The organism is Ornithinicoccus halotolerans, from assembly GCF_009602535.1.
GTDB classification, from domain to species: domain Bacteria; phylum Actinomycetota; class Actinomycetes; order Actinomycetales; family Dermatophilaceae; genus Ornithinicoccus; species Ornithinicoccus halotolerans.
Genome location: NZ_WIQI01000025.1, coordinates 1 through 19,135, shown reverse-complemented (window position 1 = coordinate 19,135; position 19,135 = coordinate 1). Strand labels below are relative to the sequence as shown.

Genomic DNA, 19,135 nt, shown 5'->3' with positions numbered 1-19,135 from the left:
GATGGCACACCACCAGGTCCGGCTGGGCATCCCGGGCGTCCGCGGTGCGGACCAGCCGGCCTTCGACAGCCACCGGCCGCCCAGCCCGGAGTTGATCGACGACTGCGTCCACTGCGGCTTCTGCCTGACCACCTGCCCCACCTACGCGCTGTGGGGGGAGGAGATGGACTCCCCGCGGGGGCGGATCCACCTGATGAAGACCGGTCTGGAGGGCGCCCCGCTGAGCGAGTCGATGGTGGGTCACTTCGACGCCTGCCTGGGCTGCATGGCCTGTGTCACCTCCTGCCCCTCGGGCGTGCAGTACGACCGGCTCATCGAGCAGACGCGCGCCCAGGTCGAGCGTCGCTACCAGCGCAGCGCCCCGGACCGGGCGCTGCGGGCGGCGATCTTCACGCTGTTCCCGTACCCGCGCCGGCTGCGGGTGCTGCGCGGGCCGCTGCGGCTGGCCCAGCGGCTCGGCGCCGACCGGGCGCTGCAGCGCTCCCGGCTGCTGGAGAAGCTGTCCCCGCAGCTGGCCGCCATGCAGTCGCTGGCACCGCGGCTGGGCCGGCCGGAGCGGGTGGCTGAGCACACCCCCGCGGTCGGCGAGCGGCGGGCCGTCGTCGGCATGCTCACCGGGTGCGTGCAGCGCGAGTTCTTCCCCGGCGTCAACGCCGCGACCGCCCGGGTGCTCGCGGCTGAGGGGTGTGATGTCGTCGCCCCGGCCGGCCAGGGCTGCTGCGGGGCGCTCAGCACGCACACCGGCCGGGAGGAGGAGGGGCAGCGGTTCGCCCGCGCCGTCATCGACACCTTCACCGACGCCGGCGTCGACTACGTCGTGGTCAACTCCGCCGGCTGCGGGTCGGCGATGAAGGAGTACGTGCACCTGCTCTCCGACGACCCGGGCTATGCCGAGCGCGCCCGGGCGTTCTCGGCGCGGGTGCGCGACTTCTCCGAGATCATCGCCGAGCTCGGCCCGGTCGCGCCGCGCCACCCCGTCGGCGGGACCGACGCGCAGGGGGTGCCGGTGCCCGTGGTGACCGCCTACCACGACGCCTGCCACCTCGGCCACGCCCAAGGTATCCGGCAGCAGCCCCGGGCGCTGCTGTCCGCCGTCCCCGGCATGCAGCTGCGGGAGATCCCCGACGCCGAGATCTGCTGCGGCAGCGCCGGTGTCTACAACATCCTCAACCCCGAGCCGGCCCGGGAGCTGGGCGACCGCAAGGCGGCCAACGTCGCCGCCACCGGCGCCCAGCTGCTCGTCACGGCGAACCCCGGCTGCATGATGCAGGTGGCCCAGGCGCTGGAACGGGCCGGCCGCCCGATCCGGATGGCGCACACCGCGCAGGTGCTGGACGCCTCGATCCGCGGTGTCCGGGTGCCGTGAGCCAGGGGCCGGGCCGGTCCGCTAGCCCGCCAGCAGCACGACCAGCGTGCGCGGCCCGTGCACGCCCTCGACCCGGTCCAGCTCGATGTCGCTGGTGGCGCTGGGCCCGGCGATCCAGGTCTGCGGCCGGGTCGGCTGCAGCCGGCTGACCGCCTCGGTCGGCAGCCCCACGACCTGGCGGCCCCGCACCACGCACAGGTGGAGGTCAGGCACCAGCGACACGGCCCGGCGGCCGCACCAGGCGTCACCGTCCAGCACGACGACGCCGGTCTCTGCGATGGCGAGCGCGGCGCCGGTGACCACCGCGTCCACGCCGTCGAGGTCCTGCCAGGTCAGCGTGCCGTCGTCCACCACGACCTGCACCGCCTCACCGCCGGCCGGGCCGGCCAGCCACGCGCGGGCGACCGCCTGCGGCGCCACGACCGAGCGCAGCCCACGCTCAGTCAGCTGGTCCGCCAGCACCTGGGCGATGGCCGCGTCGTCGTCCGGCACCGGCACGACCTCGGCCCGGTAGTCCCGGAGCCGGTCGGCGAGCAGCTCCAGCAGCTGGGACGCGGAGGCCTCGACCTCGCGGCGGTAGCCGCGCGGCACCGCGGGTGCCTCCGCACCCGCGACGGCGGCCCGCACCCGGCTCAGGATCTCCTCGCGCGCCGACCCGGTCACGGCCCGCCCCGCTCGCTCGCGGCACCGTCGTGCCGCTCCCGGTGCGACCACCACTGCCGGAACGTCTCCCGCGGCGGGGCGGGGACGTCCCGAGCGCGGGACCAACCGGTCATCACCGAGGACAGTGGGCCCCGCAGCTGGCCGTCGCGAAGCAGCGGGCGGCCCAGCCGCATCGAGCCGGTCACGGCGGCGAACCGCTTCTCGTCCTTCATCACGTACGCGGCCGCCGCCATCGCCACCGCCTCGGCCGAGGGCACCCGGGACGCCTGCTGGGCGGCCTCGACGTGGCGGGCCCGCAGGTCCACCAGGATCGAGGGGATGTCGATCTTGACCGGGCAGACGTCGTAGCAGGCGCCGCAGAGCGAGGAGGCGTACGGCAGCGAGTCGTTGACGCTGTCGCCGGTGATGCCGGTCAGCTGCGGCGACAGGATGGCCCCGATCGGCCCCGGGTAGACCGACCCGTAGCTGTGGCCGCCCGTGCGCTCGTAGACGGGACAGACGTTGAGACAGGCCGAGCACCGGATGCAGTGCAGCGCGCTGCGCCCGACCTCGTCGGCCAGCACGTCGGTGCGTCCGTTGTCCAGCAGCACCAGGTGGAACGCCCGGGGGCCGTCGCCACCCTCGTGCGCGGCGCGGGTGCCGGTCCACAGCGTGGTGTAGGGGTTCATCCGCTCACCGGTGGACGAGCGCGGCAGCAGCTGCAGGAACACCTCCAGGTCCTGCCACCGCGGCAGGACCTTCTCGATGCCGACGACCGAGATGAGCGTCTCGGGCAGCGTCAGGCACATCCGGCCGTTGCCCTCGGACTCCACCACGGTCAGCGTGCCGGTCTCGGCGATCGCGAAGTTGGCCCCGCTGATACCCACCTTGGCGCGCAGGAACCGTTCCCGCAGGAACGCCCGGGCCGCCATCGCCAGCCGCCGCGGCTCACTGGTGAGGTCGGGGTCGACCCCGGGCATCCGGCGAGCGAAGATCTCCCGGATCTCGGTCCGGGAGAAGTGGATCGCCGGCACCAGGATGTGGCTGGGGTGGTCCTCGGCGAGCTGGACGATCAGCTCGGCCAGGTCGGTCTCCAGTGCCGTGATCCCCTCGGCCGCCAAGTGCTCGTTGAGCCCGATCTCCTGGGTGGCCATCGACTTGACCTTGACCACCTCGCGCTCGCCGGTGGCCCGCACCAGGTCGGTCACGATCGCGTTCGCCTCCGCCGCGTCCCGCGCCCAGTGCACCACTCCCCCGGCCGCCGTGACGTTGGCCTCCAGCTGCTCCAGCAGCTCCGGCAGCCTGGCCATGGTCTCGGCCTTGATCGCCGCCCCGGCCGACCGGAGCTCCTCCCAGTCGGGCAGCTCTCCCACCACCGAGGCGCGCTTGCGTCGGATCACCCCGGTGGCGTGCCCGAGGTTGCGCCGCAGCACCGGGTCGGACAGCGCCGCGGAGGCCGCTTCTGGGAACGGCCGCTTCCCCTGCACGGGCGAGAAGCCGGTCTCCGGGAGGCGTCGCCTCGGCATCCCGAGGAAGGCAGCGCTCATGAGGCCATCATGGCAGGCCACACAACCGCACATGTTCGACCATGGTTGTGGTTGCTAGTGTCCGGCCATGCTCGCCGAGGCCCGCCGGGGCCAGATCCTGACGCTGGTCCGTGCCCACGGCTCCGTCCAGGTGGCGGACCTGATCGCCCGGTTCGCGGTCTCGGAGATGACCGCCCGCCGCGATATCGCGCGGCTGGCAGCCGACGGGCTCGTCGATCGGGTCCACGGCGGGGCGGTCCTGCCCCGCGAGGCGAGCGTGGCCGAGCCCGGGTTCGCCGCCAAGACCACCCGTGCGGTGCCTGCCAAGCAGGCCATCGCCCGGGCCGCCGTGGCGCTGGTGCAGCCGGGCACCGCCGTGGGGCTCTCCGCGGGCACCACGACGCACGCGGCCGCCGGGCTGCTGACCGACGTCCCCGGGCTGACCGTGGTGACCAACTCGCTCCCGGTGGCGGCGCTCCTGCACGAGCGCGGCCGTCCCGACCAGCGGGTGCTGCTGACCGGCGGCGAGCGCACCCCCTCCGATGCGCTGGTCGGCCCGATCGCGCTCGCGGCCCTGGAGGGCCTGCACCTGGACACCGTGCTCCTCGGGGCCCACGGGCTGGACCTGCGCGCGGGACTGACCACTCCCACGCTCGAGGAGAGCCGCGTCGACGCCGCCCTGGCCGGCGCCGCCCGGCGGGTCATCGCTGTGGTCGACCACACCAAGTGGCAGGTCGTCGGCCTGAGCACCGCCGTCCCACTCTCTGGGGTCGACGTCCTGGTGACCGACGACGGCCTCCCCGCTCCGGCCCGCACGCTGCTCGCCGAGCACGTCGGCCGGCTGGTGGTGGCCACTACCCCCACCGGCGCCCGCCCGGCCCACTCCGCCGCGCGGACGCCGTCCGCCACCGGGCAGCAGCCGCCGGGGCGCCCGTGACCCGACGCACCCGCACCACGCTGGCCGACGGCCGCGAGCTGTTCTACTTCGACCGGCCCGGCGCGGCACCCCGAAAGCAGGCCGACCTGACCGACCCGCGGCCGCCGGATCCGGTCGTCCCCACCAGTCAGATGCGGCAGGACCCGCTGACCGGTGACTGGGTGGCGATGGCCTCCCACCGGATGTCCCGCACCCACCTGCCACCGGCCGACCAGTGCCCGCTGTGCCCGGCCCGACCCGGCCGGGCGCCCGGTGAGATCCCCGCCACCGACTACGACGTGGCGGTCTTCGAGAACCGGTTCCCTTCCTTCGCCGGTCCCGTCGCTGCGGCGGAACCGCTGGACGAGCAGCCGTTGTGGCCGGTGGCGCCGGCCGGCGGGCGCTGTGAGGTGGTGTGCTTCACCAGCGACCACTCCGCCAGCCTCGGGGCGCTCCCACCCGACCGGATCCGGACGGTCGTCGACGCCTGGGCCGACCGGACCGCCGCGCTGTCCGAGCTGCCCGCCGTTGCGCAGGTGTACGTGTTCGAGAACCGCGGCGAGGCCATCGGGGTGACGCTGCACCACCCGCACGGGCAGATCTACGGGTACCCGTTCCTGCCGCCGCGGACCGAGGCCTACCTGCGCCGGGCGCGGGCCCACCGCGAACGCAGCGGCGGCCACCTGCTGCGGGACGTGCTGGACGCGGAGCTGGCCGCTGGGCACCGGGTGGTGCTGCAGACCGCGCACTGGGCCGGGTACGTGCCCGCGGCGGCACGCTGGCCGATCGAGGTGCACCTGGCGCCGCTGCGGGACGTGCCCGACCTGGCGGCGCTCACCGACGCCGAGCGCGACGACCTGGCCCGGGCCTACGGCCAGCTCCTGCTCCAGGTGGACCGGTACCACCCCGGCGTGGAGGGGCTCCCGTACGTCAGCGGATGGCACCAGGCACCGACCGGCGCCGGCCGCGAGCTCGGGCGGTTGTACCTGCAGCTGTTCTCGGTCCAGCGGGCGCCCGGCAAGCTGAAGTACCTGGCCGGCTCAGAGTCGGGCATGGCGGCATGGGTCAACGACACCACCCCGGAGGCCGTCGCCGCTCGGCTGCGTGAGGTCAGCGGATGAGCACCGCCGGCACCAGTCAGCCCGTCTGGCTGCCCGCGCCGGCGGACGCCGAGGCGGCCGACGCGGTCATCCGGACCTTCCGGGCCGCGTTCGGCACCGACCCCGTCGGCGTCTGGTCAGCACCGGGCCGGGTCAACCTGATCGGCGAGCACGTGGACTACAACGGTGGCTGGTGTCTGCCGCTGGCGCTGCCCCACCGCACCCGGGTCGCTGCCCGTCCGCGCGCGGACGGGCGGGTGCGGCTGCTGTCCCGGCAGGAGGAGCAGCGCTGGGAGGGCACGCTGGTCGACGTCGGCCCGGGGCGGCCACGGGGCTGGCCGGCGTACGCGGCCGGCGTGCTGTGGGCGCTGAGCGAGCGAGGGCTCGCCGTGCCCGGCGTGGACCTGGTGGTCGATGGCGCCGTCCCGCTCGGTGCCGGCCTGTCCAGCTCGGCGGCCCTGGAGTGCGCCGTCGCGCTGGCCGCGGCCAGCCTCGCGGAGAAGCCCGACGCGAGCACCGAGCTACTGCACCGGGCGTGCGTGCGTGCCGAGAACGAGGTGGCTGGCGCCCCGACCGGCGGCATGGACCAGGCGGTCGCTCTCGGCGGCCGCGCCGGACACGCGCTGCTGCTGGACGTGGGCCGGGGCACCTCCCGACCGGTGCCGCTGGACCTGGTCCGCCACGAGCTGGCGCTGCTGGTCATCGACACGCGGACACCCCACCGGTTGACCGACGGCCAGTACGCGCAGCGGCGCCGCACCTGCGAGGAGGCCGCCGCCGCGCTCGGCGTGAGTCACCTGGCACAGCTCCACGCCAGCACAGACCTCAGCGGGCTCGACCCCATCGCGGGCAGGCGGGTGCGGCACGTGCTCACCGAGCTGGCGCGGGTCACCGCCGCCGTGACCGCCTTGGAGCGCGGCCGGCCGGCCGACCTGGGCCCGCTGCTGCTGGCCTCCCACGCCTCGCTGCGCGAGGACTACGAGGTCTCCTCCCCCGAGCTGGACCTGGCCGTCACCGCCGCCGTCGGCGCCGGTGCGGCCGGGGCCCGGATGACGGGAGGTGGGTTCGGCGGCTCCGCGGTGGCGCTGGCGCCCCGCGGGGCGCTGGCCGAGGTCGCCGCCGCGGTCCACGCCGCCTTCACCGCTGCTGGGATGCGGGCGCCGCGGTTCCTGGAGGCGCTGCCGGGCGCGGGTGCGCGCCGCGACCGGTAGCAGCGGCCGGCCACCTGGGCCGGCCCCGACCGGTCAGCGAGCGGCGAGGATCTCGGCCAGGTGCATCGTGCGCACGCCGGTGCGCAAGTGCTGCAGCCCGCCGCCGATGTGCATCAGGCAGGAGGCGTCCCCGGCGGTCACCACCGAGGCGCGCGTCTCCCGGACGTGGGTGACCTTGTCGGCCAGCATCGCCGTGGAGGTCTCGGCGTTCTTCAGCGCGAACGTCCCACCGAACCCGCAGCACTCCTCGGCCGCGGGCAGCTCGACGAGGTCGATGCCCCGCACCGCACGCAGCAGCCGGACCGGCTTGTCCGCCACCCGGAGCATCCGCAGCGAGTGACAGGTGGGGTGGTAGGTCACCCGGTGCGGGAAGTAGGCCCCGACATCGCTGACCCCCAGCACGTCGACGAGCAGCTCGGACAGCTCGTAGGTGGCAGCGGCCACCCGGTCGGCGCGCTCGGCCAGCTCCGTCCGGCCGGCGCGGCGGGCCACCATGGCGTGCTGGTGGCGGATCGAGCCGACGCAGGACCCCGAGGGCGCGACGATCGCCTCCGCGCCGCCGGCCAGCGCCTCCTCGAAGACGGCGACGTGGTGCTCGATGAGCGCCAGGGCGTGCTGCTGGTAGCCGGTGTTGGTGTGCATCTGCCCGCAGCAGGTCTGCCCCTCGGGGAAGACCACCTCGTGGCCCAGGCGCTCGAGCAGCTCCACGGTGGCCTTGCCGGCCTCCGGGAACAGGCTGTCTCCGAGACAGGTGACCAGGAGGGCGATCCGCATGGGGTCAGCCTGCCACGTCCCGGCCGCACCACCGCGGTCAGCCGGCCGAGCCCAGCGCCCGGTCCCGGCGGATCATCCACTGCCCCACGCCGGCCAGCAGCACCAGCAGCCCGAGGAACACGAACGTGCCCAGGTTCAGGCCGACGCCATGGATCAGCATGAAGCCGATGGACCCGGCGGCGAGGCAGTAGTAGAGGGTTACCAGGATCGTCTTGCGGATCAGGTCCCCTTCCCGGCCCAGCAGGCCGACGGTGGCCGAGGCGGCCACGATGTTGTGGATCGCGATGGGGTTGCCACCGGCACCGCCGACCGCCTGCAGCGCCACGACCTTCTCCGGTGGGACGCCGATCTCGTGGCCGGTCGACCACTGGAACTGGGAGAAGGTCAGGTTGGACACGGTATTCGACCCGGCGATGAAGGCACCCAGTGCGCCGATCCAGGGACTGAAGACCGGCCAGCTGTCACCGGCGATCGCCGCCACGCCCTGCGCCAGCACGACCGGCATGCTCTCCAGGCCGGACTCGTTGGCGCCGGACTGGATGAGCACCCGCACCAGCGGCAGCGCGAACAGCAGCGCCACCGCGGTCCCGGCGAGCTGCCGACCGGACACCCGCCAGGTCTCCCGGATCTGGGTGCCGTTCATGCCGTGGATCGCATACGTCGCCAGCGCGGTGACGATGAGCAGGAAGCCCGGTGAGTAGAACGCCTGCACCTCCGGGGAGATGTCGGTGCCGAACAGGCTCTGCACGGTGACCGTCATCGGGGCGAAGTCGCCGGTCAGGAACTCTTGCAGGGGCGAGATCACCCGGGTGGCCACCAGCAGCACGGCCAGCAGCACGTACGGCGACCAGGCCACCAGCAGCCGCATGTCGCGGTTGCCGACCTCCTCCAGGTGGTCGGTGTCGACGTTGCCCATCCAGCGCTCCTCCCATGCCGCGCGCGGCGGGAAGGTGAACACCTCACGGGGCATCAGGAAGCCTCGGCTGGAGGTCAGCATGACGATGGTGAGCCCCACCAGCCCCCCGAGCAGGGAGGGGAACTCCGGGCCCAGCAGGAAGGCCACCGTCACCGACGGGACCGTCATCGCCAGCGAGGCGTAGAGCGCGAACGGGGCGATCTTGAGGCCCTCGGCGAAGGAGCGCCGCTCGCCGAAGAAGCCGGTCAGCATGACCGACAGGATGAGCGGGATGAGCAGCCCGACCATGCCGTGGATCAGCGCGACGTCCGCACCGATCCGGGCGACGTAGTCGGGGTAGCTGGCGCCCACCGTCTGCAGCCGGTCCTGCATGCCCGGGGAGTCCTGCCCCATGCCGTTGGTGACCCCGACCAGGATGGGCGTCCCTACCGCGCCGAAGCTCACCGGCGTGGACTGGATGATCAGGCCAACCATCACGGCGGCCATCGCCGGGAACCCCAGCGCCAGCAGCAGCGGGGCGACGACGGCGGCAGGGGTCCCGAAACCGGAGGCACCCTCGATGAAGGAGCCGAACAGCCAGCCGATGATGATGGCCTGCACCCGGCGGTCCGGGGAGATGTTGTCGAAGCCGGCCTTGATGCGTGACATCGCCCCGGAGGCGGAGACGGTCGCCAACAGCAGCAGCGCCCCGAACACGATGTAGAGCAGCGTGGCCGCCACGATGAACCCCTCGACGGTGGCCGCCGCCAGCACCGAGGGCTCCATCTGCCACACCAGCGCCGCGATGAGCAGCGTCACCAGGTACCCGACGGGCATGGCGTACTTGGCCGGCCACCGGAAGCCGGCCAGCAGCACCCCGACCAGGATGATGGGTGAGAGCGCCAGCACGCTCAGCACGGCGAGGTTGTCCACGGTGACAGTCCTTTCGCACGTCGCGGCGCGATCGCTTCCACGATGCGGACGACCGTTTCCGGCCGTACCGCGGCAGTGTTCCGTGCGTCCCCCGTCCCGTCAAGGTCCGCGCGGCGGGAGCGGTCAGGACCGGCTCGTCAGTCCCCCAGCCGGCCGTCGGTGAAGTCGGCGAAGGTGCGCCGGGCGTCCTCGTCCAGCCGCACGATCGACTGCCCGTCACCGCTCCAGCCGACGGATCCGGTGGCGACCTCGTGCCCGAACCGGGCCGGCTTGCCCAGGTAGGCCCAGGCGGCGAGGGTCATCACCTGCTCGGCGTCGAGGTTGGACTCCATGTGGGTGTCGACCAGCTCGAGCAGCTGCGGCAGCGCCAGCGGTCCGGCTCCGCGCGCCTGCAGCCCGATCCCGGCCAGGGCGACGCCCTGGTGGAAGGAGCGGTCGAAGTCCCCGCCGGGCAGCGTCTTGCGGTGCCGGGTCCAGCGCAGCAGCCAGTACCCGGTGAGCTCCTGCACCCCTTCCGGGAAGCCGTCGAAGGCCCGCGGGGCGTCGATGGTGACCCCGCCCCAGTCGTCCACGAAGGCCGTGAAGCCCTCGAAGCCGACCAGGACGTAGCCCTCCACGGGCAGCCCGGTCACCCGCCGGACCGTCTCCAGCTGGCCTTCGGGGCCGGCCTCGACCATGGCCTGGTTGATCTTGGCCTCCCCCCCGCTGGGCATGGTGACCCAGGAGTCGCGGGCGATGCCCATCACGCCGCCGCCGCCGGCACCGTCCACGCCGACCACCTGCAGCGCGTCGGCGCGCATCCGGTCGACCGGCTGGCCCTGCTGCTCGCGGGCGTCGGAGCCGATGAGCAGCACGTGCCGGCGGCCGCCGAGCAGCGGCCGCTCGATCCCCAGCGACGGCCACTGGCCACCCACCACCTGCCACCCCCGGCTGCCCTCCACCAGCAGGGTCAGGTCGTCGTCGTGGGTGAGCACCGCCACGCGGGTGCCCTGCCAGCGGCCGGCCGCGCCCCGGACGGTGACGTCCTGCTCGGCCGGCGTCCGCCGCGCCAGCCGGGTGCCGAGGTTCCCGCGGGCCGGCACGTCACCGCCGCCGTAGAGAGCCTGGGCGACCCGCCGCGGCCCCCGCGGGACGCCGTTGACCTGGACGGCCGGCTCGGGCTCCTCCGTGCGGGGTGCTGCCTCGCTGGTGCGTCCCGGCCGCTCGGCTGGCGCGGTCGCCGTCGCGCGGCCCGGCTCACCCGTGGTGTCGGTCGACTGGTCGCCACTGCACCCGGCAGCCACCAGGGAGACCACGAGCAGGAGGGCGCAGCCGCGCAGCGAGCGGCGGCCAGGTGCGGCGGCGAGCAGCAGCGGACGGGACACGGCCGGCATGGTGTCATCCCTGCCTGACATCCGGCACCCTCACCCGCGGGCGGTCCTGGGCTGGACGGCGTGGCCGGCACGGGAGCAGCATCGGGTCATGGGCACCGACGGCGAGCCGAGCGAGGACCTCCAGCGGCTGCTGCGCTGGGAGGAGTTCGGCGGTACCTGGCAGGTGCGCGCCCGCCGTGACGGCGCAGTGGCGGTCGCGCTGTGCCGCTGCGACGGCGGGGAGGAGGTCGAGCGGCTGTGGCTGCGCGCACCGGACGCGCTGCGGCACCTGGCCGGTGACTAGCCGCCGCCGGTGCGGCGACGGCTCACGGGTGGAGCTGAGGGGACTCGAACCCCTGACCCCCTCCATGCCATGGAGGTGCGCTACCAGCTGCGCCACAGCCCCGTGTGGGAACCGGTGAATAGTACACACACGGCCCCCTCCCGAGCCAAATCGGGGACCGCCCACGGCCACCGCGCCCGGGGCGTCGGTCAGTGGTCCCCGCCAGGGGCGTCCGCGACGAGCGCCCCGGCGTTCCAGGTCGCGATGCGCCACCCGGTACGGGACTCCACCAGCTCGGCCCAGTGGCAGTTGTGCAGCCCGACGAGCGCCAGCCAGGCAGTGCGCTGGTCCATGCCCACCAGGGCGGCCACGAGGGTCCGTGCGGTCACCCCGTGCGTGGCCACCACCGCCGTCCGGCCCTCCTCGAGCTCGGCGAGGGCGTCGGTCGCGGCCGCCAGCGCCCGTTCCTCCACGTGCGCCACCGACTCGCCGTGCTCACCGCGGACGATGTCCTCCCCGCGCAGCAGCGCCGCGTGCTCGTCGGGGTAGCGCTCGGCGACGTCGCCCTGGCTCATCCCCTGCCAGGTGCCGACGTGGATCTCCCGCAGCCGCGGGTCGGGCCGCACGACCAGCCCGGTGAGCGCAGCCAGCTCGGCGGCGGTGTGCGCCGCCCGGCGCAGGTCACTGGTCACCAGCAGCGAGGGCTGGAGAGCGGCGAGGGCGCCCGCGGCCGCGCGAGCCTGGGTGCGACCCCGCGCCGAGAGGTCGGTGTCGAGCTGGCCCTGCCAGATTCCACCCGCGTTGTGGGCGGTCTCCCCGTGCCGCCAGATTACGAGCCGGCGGGCAGGCGGGGCCGGCGACGGGCCACTCACCGGCCGCTGCCGGCGGCACCGCCGTCGACCGGCGGACCCTCGTCGGGCAGCGTCACCGGCGGGCAGTCCTTCCAGAGCCGTTCCAGGTCGTAGAACTCCCGCTCCTCGCTGTGCATGACGTGCACGACGATGTCGCCGAAGTCCAGCAGCACCCAGCGCCCCTCCCGCTGGCCCTCCCGGCGGACCGGCTTGGCGCCGAGCTCGTGCAGGCGGTCCTCGACGGCCTCGACGACGGCCGAGACCTGGCGCTCGTTGGGCGCGGAGGCGATGACGAAGACGTCGGTCAGCGCCAGCTGCTCGCTGACGTCGAGGCCCACGACGTCACGGGCGAGCTTGTGCTGGGCGGCGGCTGCCGCCGCGCGGGCGAGGTCGAGGGCGCGTCGGGTGGCGGGCACTCAGGTCTCCTGCGAGGTCGGGGGGGCCTGGCTGTTCCGGTCGGGCCGGTACAGCCGGTGCTTGTTGATGTACTGGACGACACCGTCGGGGACCAGGTACCACACCGGTTCCCCCGCCGCGGTCCGCTGCCGGCAGTCGGTGGAGGAGATGGCCATGGCCGGCACCTCCAGGAGGGTCACCCGGTCCCGGGGCAGGCCGTCGTCGCTGAGCTCGTGGCCCGGGCGGGTGACGCCGACGAAGTGGGCCAGCTCCCAGAGGCGCTCGACCCCCTCCCAGGTGAGGATCTGGGCCAGGGCGTCGGCGCCGGTGATGAAGTAGAGCTCGGCCTCGGGCCGCTGGGCGTGCAGGTCGCTGAGCGTGTCGCGGGTGAACGTCGGGCCGTCCCGCTCGATGTCCACCCGGCTGACGGTGAAACGGGGGTTGGACGCGGTCGCGACCACCGTCATCAGGTACCGGTGCTCGGCCGAGCTGACCTCGCGCTCGTCCTTGCGGTAGGGGTGCCCGGTCGGGACGAAGACGACCTCGTCGAGGCCCAGCAGCGCCGCGGCCTCGCTGGCCGCGACCAGGTGTCCGTGGTGGATGGGATCGAACGTGCCGCCCATCACGCCGAGGCGCATCAGTGGCCGTCCGACGCCGTCCCCGCCCCGTGGCTCTGGCTCTGGCTCCGGCTGTCGTCGTGCTCCAGCGGGTCCAGGGCGAGGGTGTTGCGGAAGGACCACAGGATGCCCAGCAGCACGAGGAAGGCGATCAGCGCGAGGACCCCGTACCAGAGGGGCTCCATCGGCAGCTCGTTGACCACCCCGTGGCCGCTGCCCGCGGACTGCACAAGCACAGACGTCATGGCGCCATAGCCTACCTGCCTGCGGGCACGTCACCGCGACGCCGTCGCCGCCCACCTACAGTGAACCCATGCCCCAGCTCTCGGTCGTGGTGCCGGTCCTCGACGAGGAGGAGGTGCTGCCGCTGCTCGCCGAGCGGCTGCGCCGCGTGCTGGACACCTCCCCGGAGCTGGGCGGCGACTACGAGGTGGTCGTGGTCGACGACGGCTCCCGGGACGGGACACCGGTGTTGCTGCAGCGGTTGCGCCGCGAGTGGCCGCAGCTGCGGGTGGTGCGGCTGCGGGCCAACGCCGGCCACCAGGCGGCGATCTCGGCCGGGCTGGTGGCCGCCCGTGGCGACTGGGTGGCCACCCTGGACGCGGACCTGCAGGACCCGCCGGAGGTGCTGCCGCAGATGCTGGCGGCGGCCCGCCGGGAGGGGGTCGACGTGGTGTACGGGGTGCGCGGCGACCGCCGCAGCGACTCGGCCTTCAAGCGCTCGACGGCGCGGCTGTTCTACGCCGGGATGCGCGCCGCCGGGGCGCGGGACCTGCCGGCCGACGCCGGCGACTACCGGCTGATGTCGCGGGCCACCGTCGCGGCCGTCAACGCACTCCCCGAGGCGCACCGGGTGCTGCGGCTGGTGGTGCCGTCACTGGGCTTCCCGGCCACCACGGTGAGCTACCGCCGGGAGGCACGGCCCGCGGGCCGCTCCAAGTACCCGCTGGCGCGGATGGTGCGGCTGTCGGTGGACTCGCTGACCGGGTTCTCGATCGCGCCGCTGCGGGCGGCCACCTGGTTCGGGCTGGGCGGGTTCCTGGTCGCGCTGGGGCTGCTCGGCTACGCCCTGGTGTCCAAGACGCTCGGCCACACCGTCGCCGGCTGGACCTCCACGGTGGTCATCGTGGCCGGCGTCGGGGCGATCCAGCTGCTGTGCCTGGGCGTGCTCGGGGAGTACGTCGGCCGGATCTACTCCACGCTCCAGGGCCGGCCCACCTACCACGTGGCCTACGACTCGCTGGAGGAGCAGGCCCCGGACCGTCAGTCGCGCACCTGACCGTCGCCCTCGACCACCCACTTGGTCGTGGTCAGCTCCGGCAGCGCCATCGGCCCCCGGGCGTGCAGCTTCTGGGTGGAGATGCCGATCTCGGCGCCGAACCCGAACTGGCCCCCGTCGGTGAACCGGGTGGAGGCGTTGACCATCACCGCGGCCGCGTCCACCTCGGCGGTCCAGCGGCGGGCGGCGGCCCGGTCGGCGGTCACGATCGCCTCGGTGTGGCCCGAGCTGTGCCGGTGCACGTGCTCCAGCGCCTCGTCCAGGCTGTCGACGACCCGTGCGCTGAGGTCCAGCGAGAGGAACTCGGCGTCGTCGTCGCCCTCGGTGATCGGCACCGCGCTCGCGCCCACGCCGGCGGACTCGGCGTAGCGGCGCACCTGCTCGTCACCGTGCACCGTCACCCCGGCCTCGGCCAGCGCGGCCAGCAGCGGCGGCAGCACCCGCTCGGCGGCCTCGGCGTGCACCAGCAGCGACTCGGCGGCGTTGCAGACCGAGGGCCGGTGCACCTTGGAGTTGAGCGCCACCCGCACCGCGGTGCCGGTCTCGGCGGAGGCGTCGACGTAGACGTGGCAGTTGCCCACCCCGGTCTCGATCACCGGGACGGTCGACTCCCGCACCACCGTCTGGATCAGGTCGGCCCCACCACGGGGGATGACCAGGTCCACCAGGCCCCTGGCGGTCATGAGGGCCCGGCCGGCGTCGCGCCCGCCCTCGGCCACCAGCGCCACGGCGTCCTCGGGCAGTCCCCGGCCCGCCAGCGCCCGTCGCAGCGCACCGACCAGCGCGGCGTTGCTGGCAGCGGCGGCCGAGCCCCCGCGCAGCAGCACCGCGTTGCCGCTCTTGACGGCCAGCCCGGCGGCGTCGACGGTCACGTTCGGGCGTGCCTCGTAGATCATCCCGACGACCCCCATCGGGACCCGCACCTGCCGGATCTGCAGCCCGTTGGCCAGCGTGGACCCGCGCACGACCTCCCCCACCGGGTCCGGCAGCGCGACCAGCTCCCGCAGCGCCTGCGCCACGGCGTGCACCCGCGCGGAGTCCAGGGTGAGCCGGTCGAGCAACCCCTCGGCCATACCGCGCTCCCGGCCGCGGGCCAGGTCCTCGGCGTTGGCGGCCACGACCTCGTCGGCGGCCGCGTCGACGGCGTCGGCCATGGCCTGCAGGGCGGCGTCCTTCTCCGCGCGCGTCAGCAGCGCCAGCCGGCGGGAGGCCTGCCGGGCGCGGCGGGCCAGGTCGTGCACGTAGGCCACGACCTCGGGGGCGACGGCGCCAGGGTCGAGGGGGCCGCTCCCGGGGGCCGGGGTCGAGGCGGGCGTGGTGACGTCGGTCGTCATCGGTGGTCACTCCTCACAGCACGACGAGGTCGTCGCGGCGGATCACGGTACGGGGGGTGGGGCGGCCGCTACGGGGCAGCGCCAGGTGGTCGCGGTCCCGGTCCAGCCGGCGCCCCACGAGGGGACGCAGCTCCTCGGAGGCGTAGCCGACCAGGCCGCGGGCCACGACCCGGCCCTCGGGGTCGCACAGGTCGACCGTGTCACCGGCGCGGAAGTGGCCCTCCACGCGGGTCACCCCGACCGGCAGCAGCGAGGTCTGCCGGTGCACCACGGCCTCCACGGCGCCGTGGTCGAGCACCAGCCGGCCGGCGACCGAGCTGGCGTGGGCGAGCCACCGGCGCCGGGCGCGGCTCTTGCTGCCAGTGGGCAGGAAGAGCGTGCCGACGTCCTCCCCGGCCAGCGCCGCCGCGGCCTGCTCGGTGGCGGTCAGCAGCACCGGGACTCCCTCCGCGGTGGCGGTGCGGGCCGCGGCGATCTTGGTGACCATGCCCCCCGTGCCGACCGGGGAGCCGCTCGCCGAGATGTCCACGTCGGCGATCTCCTCGGGGTGGCGCACCAGCGGCACCCGGGCGCTGCCCGGCCGGGAGGGCGGACCGTCGTAGAGGGCGTCCACGTCGGAGAGCAGCACCAGCGCGTCGGCGTCCACCAGGTGCGACACCAGGGCGGCGAGCCGGTCGTTGTCGCCGAACCGGATCTCGTCGGTGGCCACGGTGTCGTTCTCGTTGACGACCGGGACGACCTCCAGCTCGAGCAGCCGCTCCAGGGTGCGGCTGGCGTTGACGTAGTGCGACCGGCGGTGCAGGTCGTCGGCGGTCAGCAGCACCTGGCCCACAGTGAGCCCGTGCAGCGAGAAGGCCTGGGTGTAGGCCGCGAGCAGGCTGCCCTGGCCCGCACTGGCCGCCGCCTGCTGGGTCGCCAGGTCCTTGGGACGGCGGGTCAGCCCCAGCGGGGGCATGCCGGCGGCGATCGCACCGGAGGACACCAGCACCACCTGGGCACCGGTCAGCCACCGCTTGGCGACCACCGTGGTCAGCGCCTGCAGCCGGAACGAGTCGAGCCCGCCGCGGGGGCCGGTGATGGAGGAGGAGCCGACCTTGACCACCACGCGGCGCGCGTCGCGCAGCAACCGGCGGGGATCGGACATAAAAAGCATACTAATCCATTACCCCACATACTCATGCATCGACGGGGCGCCCGACGCCGCGCGCTGCCCTCACTCGACGGTGTCCTCAGCCTCCCGCTCCGCGGCCAGCTCGGCCCGGGCCTCGGCCCGGGCGTCCATCCGGTCATGGAAGGCCTCCCGCTTCTCGGCGCGGGTGGGGCGCTGCCGCTCGTCGAGCCGCCGGTCGGTGCCGCGCGAGCCCAGCAGCTCGGCGCCCCCGGCCAGGGTGGGCTCCCAGTCGAAGACGACCGCGTTCTCCTCCGGGCCGATGAGCACGGTGGAGCCGGCCACCGCACCGGCCTTGAAGAGCTCCTCCTCCACCCCGAGCCGGGCGAGCCGGTCGGCGAGGTAGCCGACCGCCTCGTCGTTGCCGAAGTCGGTCTGCCGCACCCAGCGGGTGGGGCGCTCCCCCAGCACCCGGAACGCCTCGCCCTCGGCCGTCTGCTCGCGCCGCACCACGAAGCCGGTGTCGTCGACGGCCGCCGGCCGCAGCACGGTGCGGGTGCGCTGCGGCTCCGGCGCGGCAGCCCGGGCGCGGGCCACGTGCGAGGCCAACGCGAAGCTCAACGCCCGCAGCCCGTCCCGGGACACCGCCGAGACCGTGTGCACCTCCAGCCCGCGCTCCTGCAGGTCCGGGGTGACCAGCTCGGCCAGCTCGCGCGCCTCCGGCACGTCGGCCTTGTTCAGCACGACGATGCGCACCCGGTCCGCCAGCGGGACGCCGCCGAGGCTGGCGTCGGGGACGTAGGCGGCCAGCTCCTGCTCGATGACGTCCAGGTCGGTCAGCGGGTCGCGCCCGGGCTCGAGCGTGGCGCAGTCGACCACGTGCACCAGGACGTGGCAGCGCTCGACGTGGCGCAGGAACTGCAGTCCCAGCCCACGGCCCTCGCTCGCGCCGGGGATCAGCCCGGGCACGTCGGCGATCGTGTACCGCTCCGAACCCGCGGTCACGACCCCCAGGTTGGGGATGAGCGTGGTGAACGGGTAGTCGGCGATCTTGGGACGAGCGGCGCTCATCGCCGCCACCAGCGAGGACTTGCCGGCGGAGGGGAAGCCGATCAGCGCGACGTCCGCGAGGGTCTTCAGCTCCAGGACGACCTCGTGCTCCTCCCCGGGCTCACCCAGCAGCGCGAACCCCGGCGCCTTGCGGCGCGGGGAGGCCAGCGCCTTGTTGCCCAGGCCGCCGCGGCCGCCGCGGGCCACGACGTACTCGGTGCCTGCACCGACCAGGTCGGCCAGCGTGTCACCGTCGCGGGTGCTGACCACGGTGCCGTCCGGCACCGGCAGCACGAGGTGCTCACCGTGCGCGCCGTGCCGCTCCCCGCCCATCCCCTGGCCGCCGTTGGCGGCGGCACGGTGCGGCCGGTGGTGGTAGTCCAGCAGCGTGGTCACCTGCGGGTCGACGCGCAGCACCACGTCACCACCGCGCCCGCCGTTGCCACCGTCGGGCCCGCCCAGCGGCTTGAACTTCTCGCGGTGCACCGAGGCCACCCCGTGCCCGCCGCTACCAGCGCGCAGGTGCAGGACGACACGGTCGACGAAGGTGGCCATGGGCCCATCCTCTCAAGCGAAAACCGGACGCCGGTGGCTGCGCGGGGCAGCCACCGGCGTCCGGTGCGTCAGGTGGTTGGTCTGGCTCAGGCGGTGGCGGCGTCGACCACGTTGACCGTCTTGCGGCCGCGGCGGGAGCCGAACTCCACCGTGCCGTCGACGAGCGCGAACAGCGTGTCGTCGCCCCCGCGGCCCACGCCCTCACCGGGGTGGAAGTGGGTGCCGCGCTGCCGCACCAGGATCTCGCCGGCGCCCACGACCTGGCCACCGAAGCGCTTGACGCCCAGGCGCTTGGAGTTCGAGTCACGACCGTTGCGGGTCGAAGACGCACCCTTCTTGTGTGCCATGGCTGATGCCTACCTCTTCTGGTCTGGTCGACGTGCTCAGGCGTCGATCGCGGTGATCTTGACCTGGGTCAGCGGCTGCCGGTGCCCCTGCCGCCGCTTGTAGCCGGTCTTGTTCTTGTACTTCTGGATGACGATCTTGGGGCCCTTGGCGTCCTGGATCACCTCGGCGGTGACCTTGACCTTGGCCAGGGCGTCGGCGTCGGAGGTGACGGTGGAGCCGTCGACGAGCAGCAGCGGCGCGAGGTCCACGGTCTCACCGGCGGCGGCGTGCACCCTGTTGATGGTCAGGACGTCACCGACGGAGACCTTCTCCTGGCGGCCGCCAGCACGGACGATCGCGTACACGTTCACTCACTTCCTACGTTCTGGGTGGTGGGACGTCGCCCCGGGCCCGGCCGCCATGGCGGCCGGCAAGCGCTGCGGGGCGCACCGACGGGCCAGCCTACCGTGCCCGGGGCACTGCGGCCAAACTCAGCCGGGCTCCCCGTCGGCAGGCTCGCTGCTGGTGGGATCGGTCCCGGTGGGCTCGGCGGTGACGACCTCGGTGGCGCCGGGAGGACCACCTGCTGGTTGTAGCAGTTGCGCTGGTTGGACCGGGTG

Annotated in this window: 20 protein-coding genes and 1 tRNA gene; 6 read left to right on the top strand and 15 right to left on the bottom strand. The window is 74.2% G+C overall.

All coding sequences use genetic code 11. From position 1 onward, the window contains the following. Nucleotide 1 precedes the first annotated feature (1 nt). Nucleotides 2–1,366, top strand: coding sequence for a (Fe-S)-binding protein (locus tag GFJ45_RS06885; RefSeq protein WP_153395516.1), 1,365 nt, complete (start codon nt 2–4; stop codon nt 1,364–1,366). 21 nt (nt 1,367–1,387) lie between these two features. Here GFJ45_RS06885 and GFJ45_RS06880 read toward each other — a convergent pair whose 3' ends face one another. Both GFJ45_RS06880 and GFJ45_RS06875 read right to left on the bottom strand, forming a co-directional pair. Further along, entirely contained in the window at nt 1,388–2,029 is a 642-nt protein-coding gene (locus tag GFJ45_RS06880) for a LutC/YkgG family protein (RefSeq protein ID WP_153395514.1), read from the bottom strand. Further along, nucleotides 2,026–3,555: a LutB/LldF family L-lactate oxidation iron-sulfur protein gene (locus tag GFJ45_RS06875; protein ID WP_153395512.1), complete on the bottom strand. Its 1,530-nt coding sequence runs from the start codon at nt 3,553–3,555 to the stop codon at nt 2,026–2,028. Before GFJ45_RS06875 ends, GFJ45_RS06880 begins: the two co-directional genes overlap by 4 nt. A 67-nt stretch (nt 3,556–3,622) precedes the next feature. Between GFJ45_RS06875 and GFJ45_RS06870 the strand changes: the two genes are divergently transcribed. Genes GFJ45_RS06870 through galK form a run of 3 tightly spaced genes read left to right on the top strand, consistent with a single transcriptional unit; the run spans nt 3,623 to nt 6,761 of the window. Further along, on the top strand, nt 3,623–4,471 hold the full coding sequence (locus tag GFJ45_RS06870) for a DeoR/GlpR family DNA-binding transcription regulator (protein ID WP_153395510.1): 849 nt from the start codon (nt 3,623–3,625) through the stop codon (nt 4,469–4,471). Beyond that, complete coding sequence (galT, locus tag GFJ45_RS06865) at nt 4,468–5,571, top strand: galactose-1-phosphate uridylyltransferase (RefSeq protein WP_153395508.1); 1,104 nt, start codon at nt 4,468–4,470, stop codon at nt 5,569–5,571. Before GFJ45_RS06870 ends, galT begins: the two co-directional genes overlap by 4 nt. Next, a complete protein-coding gene (gene galK, locus GFJ45_RS06860; protein WP_153395506.1) occupies nt 5,568–6,761 on the top strand; it encodes a galactokinase in 1,194 nt (397 codons plus the stop codon). Before galT ends, galK begins: the two co-directional genes overlap by 4 nt. A 33-nt stretch (nt 6,762–6,794) precedes the next feature. Here the strand turns inward: galK and GFJ45_RS06855 are convergent, their stop codons facing one another. The 3 genes from GFJ45_RS06855 to GFJ45_RS06845 all read right to left on the bottom strand — a co-directional run bounded on the left by GFJ45_RS06855 (nt 6,795) and on the right by GFJ45_RS06845 (nt 10,727). Further along, nucleotides 6,795–7,535 (bottom strand): (Fe-S)-binding protein, encoded by a 741-nt coding sequence (locus GFJ45_RS06855; protein ID WP_153395504.1) that lies wholly within the window; start codon nt 7,533–7,535, stop codon nt 6,795–6,797. A 37-nt stretch (nt 7,536–7,572) separates the two neighbouring features. Continuing rightward, nucleotides 7,573–9,363 carry an L-lactate permease gene (locus GFJ45_RS06850; protein ID WP_153395502.1) on the bottom strand — a complete coding sequence of 597 codons (1,791 nt, stop codon included), beginning with the start codon at nt 9,361–9,363 and terminating at the stop codon, nt 7,573–7,575. A gap of 137 nt (nt 9,364–9,500) precedes the next feature. Continuing rightward, a complete protein-coding gene (locus GFJ45_RS06845; protein ID WP_194288552.1) occupies nt 9,501–10,727 on the bottom strand; it encodes an LCP family protein in 1,227 nt (408 codons plus the stop codon). A 97-nt stretch (nt 10,728–10,824) separates the two neighbouring features. Between GFJ45_RS06845 and GFJ45_RS06840 the strand changes: the two genes are divergently transcribed. Further along, nucleotides 10,825–11,019, top strand: coding sequence for a hypothetical protein (locus GFJ45_RS06840; protein WP_153395498.1), 195 nt, complete (start codon nt 10,825–10,827; stop codon nt 11,017–11,019). Nucleotides 11,020–11,048: 29 nt separating this feature from the next. Here GFJ45_RS06840 and GFJ45_RS06835 read toward each other — a convergent pair. The 5 genes from GFJ45_RS06835 to GFJ45_RS06815 form a co-directional block, all read right to left on the bottom strand. Then, nucleotides 11,049–11,121, bottom strand: a tRNA-Ala gene (locus GFJ45_RS06835). A gap of 86 nt (nt 11,122–11,207) precedes the next feature. Further along, nucleotides 11,208–11,870, bottom strand: a complete 663-nt coding sequence (locus GFJ45_RS06830; protein WP_153395496.1) for a histidine phosphatase family protein — start codon at nt 11,868–11,870, stop codon at nt 11,208–11,210. Further along, complete coding sequence (gene rsfS / locus GFJ45_RS06825; protein WP_153395494.1) at nt 11,867–12,265, bottom strand: ribosome silencing factor; 399 nt, start codon at nt 12,263–12,265, stop codon at nt 11,867–11,869. The genes GFJ45_RS06830 and rsfS overlap by 4 nt, the downstream gene beginning before the upstream one ends. Further along, the gene (gene nadD / locus GFJ45_RS06820) at nt 12,266–12,883 is read right to left on the bottom strand and encodes a nicotinate-nucleotide adenylyltransferase (protein ID WP_267128852.1); all 618 of its coding nucleotides are present in this window, start codon (nt 12,881–12,883) and stop codon (nt 12,266–12,268) included. Continuing rightward, nucleotides 12,883–13,107, bottom strand: coding sequence for a hypothetical protein (locus tag GFJ45_RS06815; protein ID WP_153395485.1), 225 nt, complete (start codon nt 13,105–13,107; stop codon nt 12,883–12,885). The genes nadD and GFJ45_RS06815 overlap by 1 nt, the downstream gene beginning before the upstream one ends. Nucleotides 13,108–13,175: 68 nt before the next feature. On the opposite strand from GFJ45_RS06815, the gene GFJ45_RS06810 reads away from it, so the two are divergent. Beyond that, complete coding sequence (locus GFJ45_RS06810) at nt 13,176–14,141, top strand: glycosyltransferase family 2 protein (RefSeq protein ID WP_153395483.1); 966 nt, start codon at nt 13,176–13,178, stop codon at nt 14,139–14,141. On the opposite strand, the gene GFJ45_RS06805 is transcribed toward GFJ45_RS06810, so the two are convergent. The 5 genes from GFJ45_RS06805 to rplU form a co-directional block, all read right to left on the bottom strand. After that, a complete protein-coding gene (locus GFJ45_RS06805) occupies nt 14,126–15,475 on the bottom strand; it encodes a glutamate-5-semialdehyde dehydrogenase (RefSeq protein WP_153395481.1) in 1,350 nt (449 codons plus the stop codon). The genes GFJ45_RS06810 and GFJ45_RS06805 overlap by 16 nt on opposite strands. A 13-nt stretch (nt 15,476–15,488) precedes the next feature. Continuing rightward, nucleotides 15,489–16,619, bottom strand: coding sequence for a glutamate 5-kinase (gene proB, locus GFJ45_RS06800; protein WP_153395479.1), 1,131 nt, complete (start codon nt 16,617–16,619; stop codon nt 15,489–15,491). A 69-nt stretch (nt 16,620–16,688) separates the two neighbouring features. Then, nucleotides 16,689–18,188, bottom strand: coding sequence for a GTPase ObgE (gene obgE / locus GFJ45_RS06795; RefSeq protein WP_153395477.1), 1,500 nt, complete (start codon nt 18,186–18,188; stop codon nt 16,689–16,691). Nucleotides 18,189–18,274: 86 nt separating this feature from the next. After that, on the bottom strand, nt 18,275–18,535 hold the full coding sequence (gene rpmA, locus GFJ45_RS06790) for a 50S ribosomal protein L27 (protein ID WP_153395475.1): 261 nt from the start codon (nt 18,533–18,535) through the stop codon (nt 18,275–18,277). 36 nt (nt 18,536–18,571) lie between these two features. Then, the gene (gene rplU / locus GFJ45_RS06785) at nt 18,572–18,880 is read right to left on the bottom strand and encodes a 50S ribosomal protein L21 (protein ID WP_153395532.1); all 309 of its coding nucleotides are present in this window, start codon (nt 18,878–18,880) and stop codon (nt 18,572–18,574) included. Between the last annotated feature and the right edge of the window lie 255 nt (nt 18,881–19,135).

What these genes read in the sequence shown, in the direction of transcription:
- GFJ45_RS06885 (WP_153395516.1), top strand. Translation starts at nt 2, where the DNA reads ATGGCACACCACCAGGTCCGGCTGGGCATCCCGGGCGTCCGCGGTGCG.
- GFJ45_RS06875 (WP_153395512.1), bottom strand. Translation starts at nt 3,555, where the DNA reads ATGAGCGCTGCCTTCCTCGGGATGCCGAGGCGACGCCTCCCGGAGACC.
- GFJ45_RS06870 (WP_153395510.1), top strand. Translation starts at nt 3,623, where the DNA reads ATGCTCGCCGAGGCCCGCCGGGGCCAGATCCTGACGCTGGTCCGTGCC.
- galK (WP_153395506.1), top strand. Translation starts at nt 5,568, where the DNA reads ATGAGCACCGCCGGCACCAGTCAGCCCGTCTGGCTGCCCGCGCCGGCG.
- GFJ45_RS06855 (WP_153395504.1), bottom strand. Translation starts at nt 7,535, where the DNA reads ATGCGGATCGCCCTCCTGGTCACCTGTCTCGGAGACAGCCTGTTCCCG.
- GFJ45_RS06840 (WP_153395498.1), top strand. Translation starts at nt 10,825, where the DNA reads ATGGGCACCGACGGCGAGCCGAGCGAGGACCTCCAGCGGCTGCTGCGC.
- nadD (WP_267128852.1), bottom strand. Translation starts at nt 12,883, where the DNA reads ATGCGCCTCGGCGTGATGGGCGGCACGTTCGATCCCATCCACCACGGA.
- GFJ45_RS06815 (WP_153395485.1), bottom strand. Translation starts at nt 13,107, where the DNA reads ATGACGTCTGTGCTTGTGCAGTCCGCGGGCAGCGGCCACGGGGTGGTC.
- GFJ45_RS06810 (WP_153395483.1), top strand. Translation starts at nt 13,176, where the DNA reads ATGCCCCAGCTCTCGGTCGTGGTGCCGGTCCTCGACGAGGAGGAGGTG.
- GFJ45_RS06805 (WP_153395481.1), bottom strand. Translation starts at nt 15,475, where the DNA reads ATGACGACCGACGTCACCACGCCCGCCTCGACCCCGGCCCCCGGGAGC.
- proB (WP_153395479.1), bottom strand. Translation starts at nt 16,619, where the DNA reads ATGTCCGATCCCCGCCGGTTGCTGCGCGACGCGCGCCGCGTGGTGGTC.
- obgE (WP_153395477.1), bottom strand. Translation starts at nt 18,188, where the DNA reads ATGGCCACCTTCGTCGACCGTGTCGTCCTGCACCTGCGCGCTGGTAGC.
- rpmA (WP_153395475.1), bottom strand. Translation starts at nt 18,535, where the DNA reads ATGGCACACAAGAAGGGTGCGTCTTCGACCCGCAACGGTCGTGACTCG.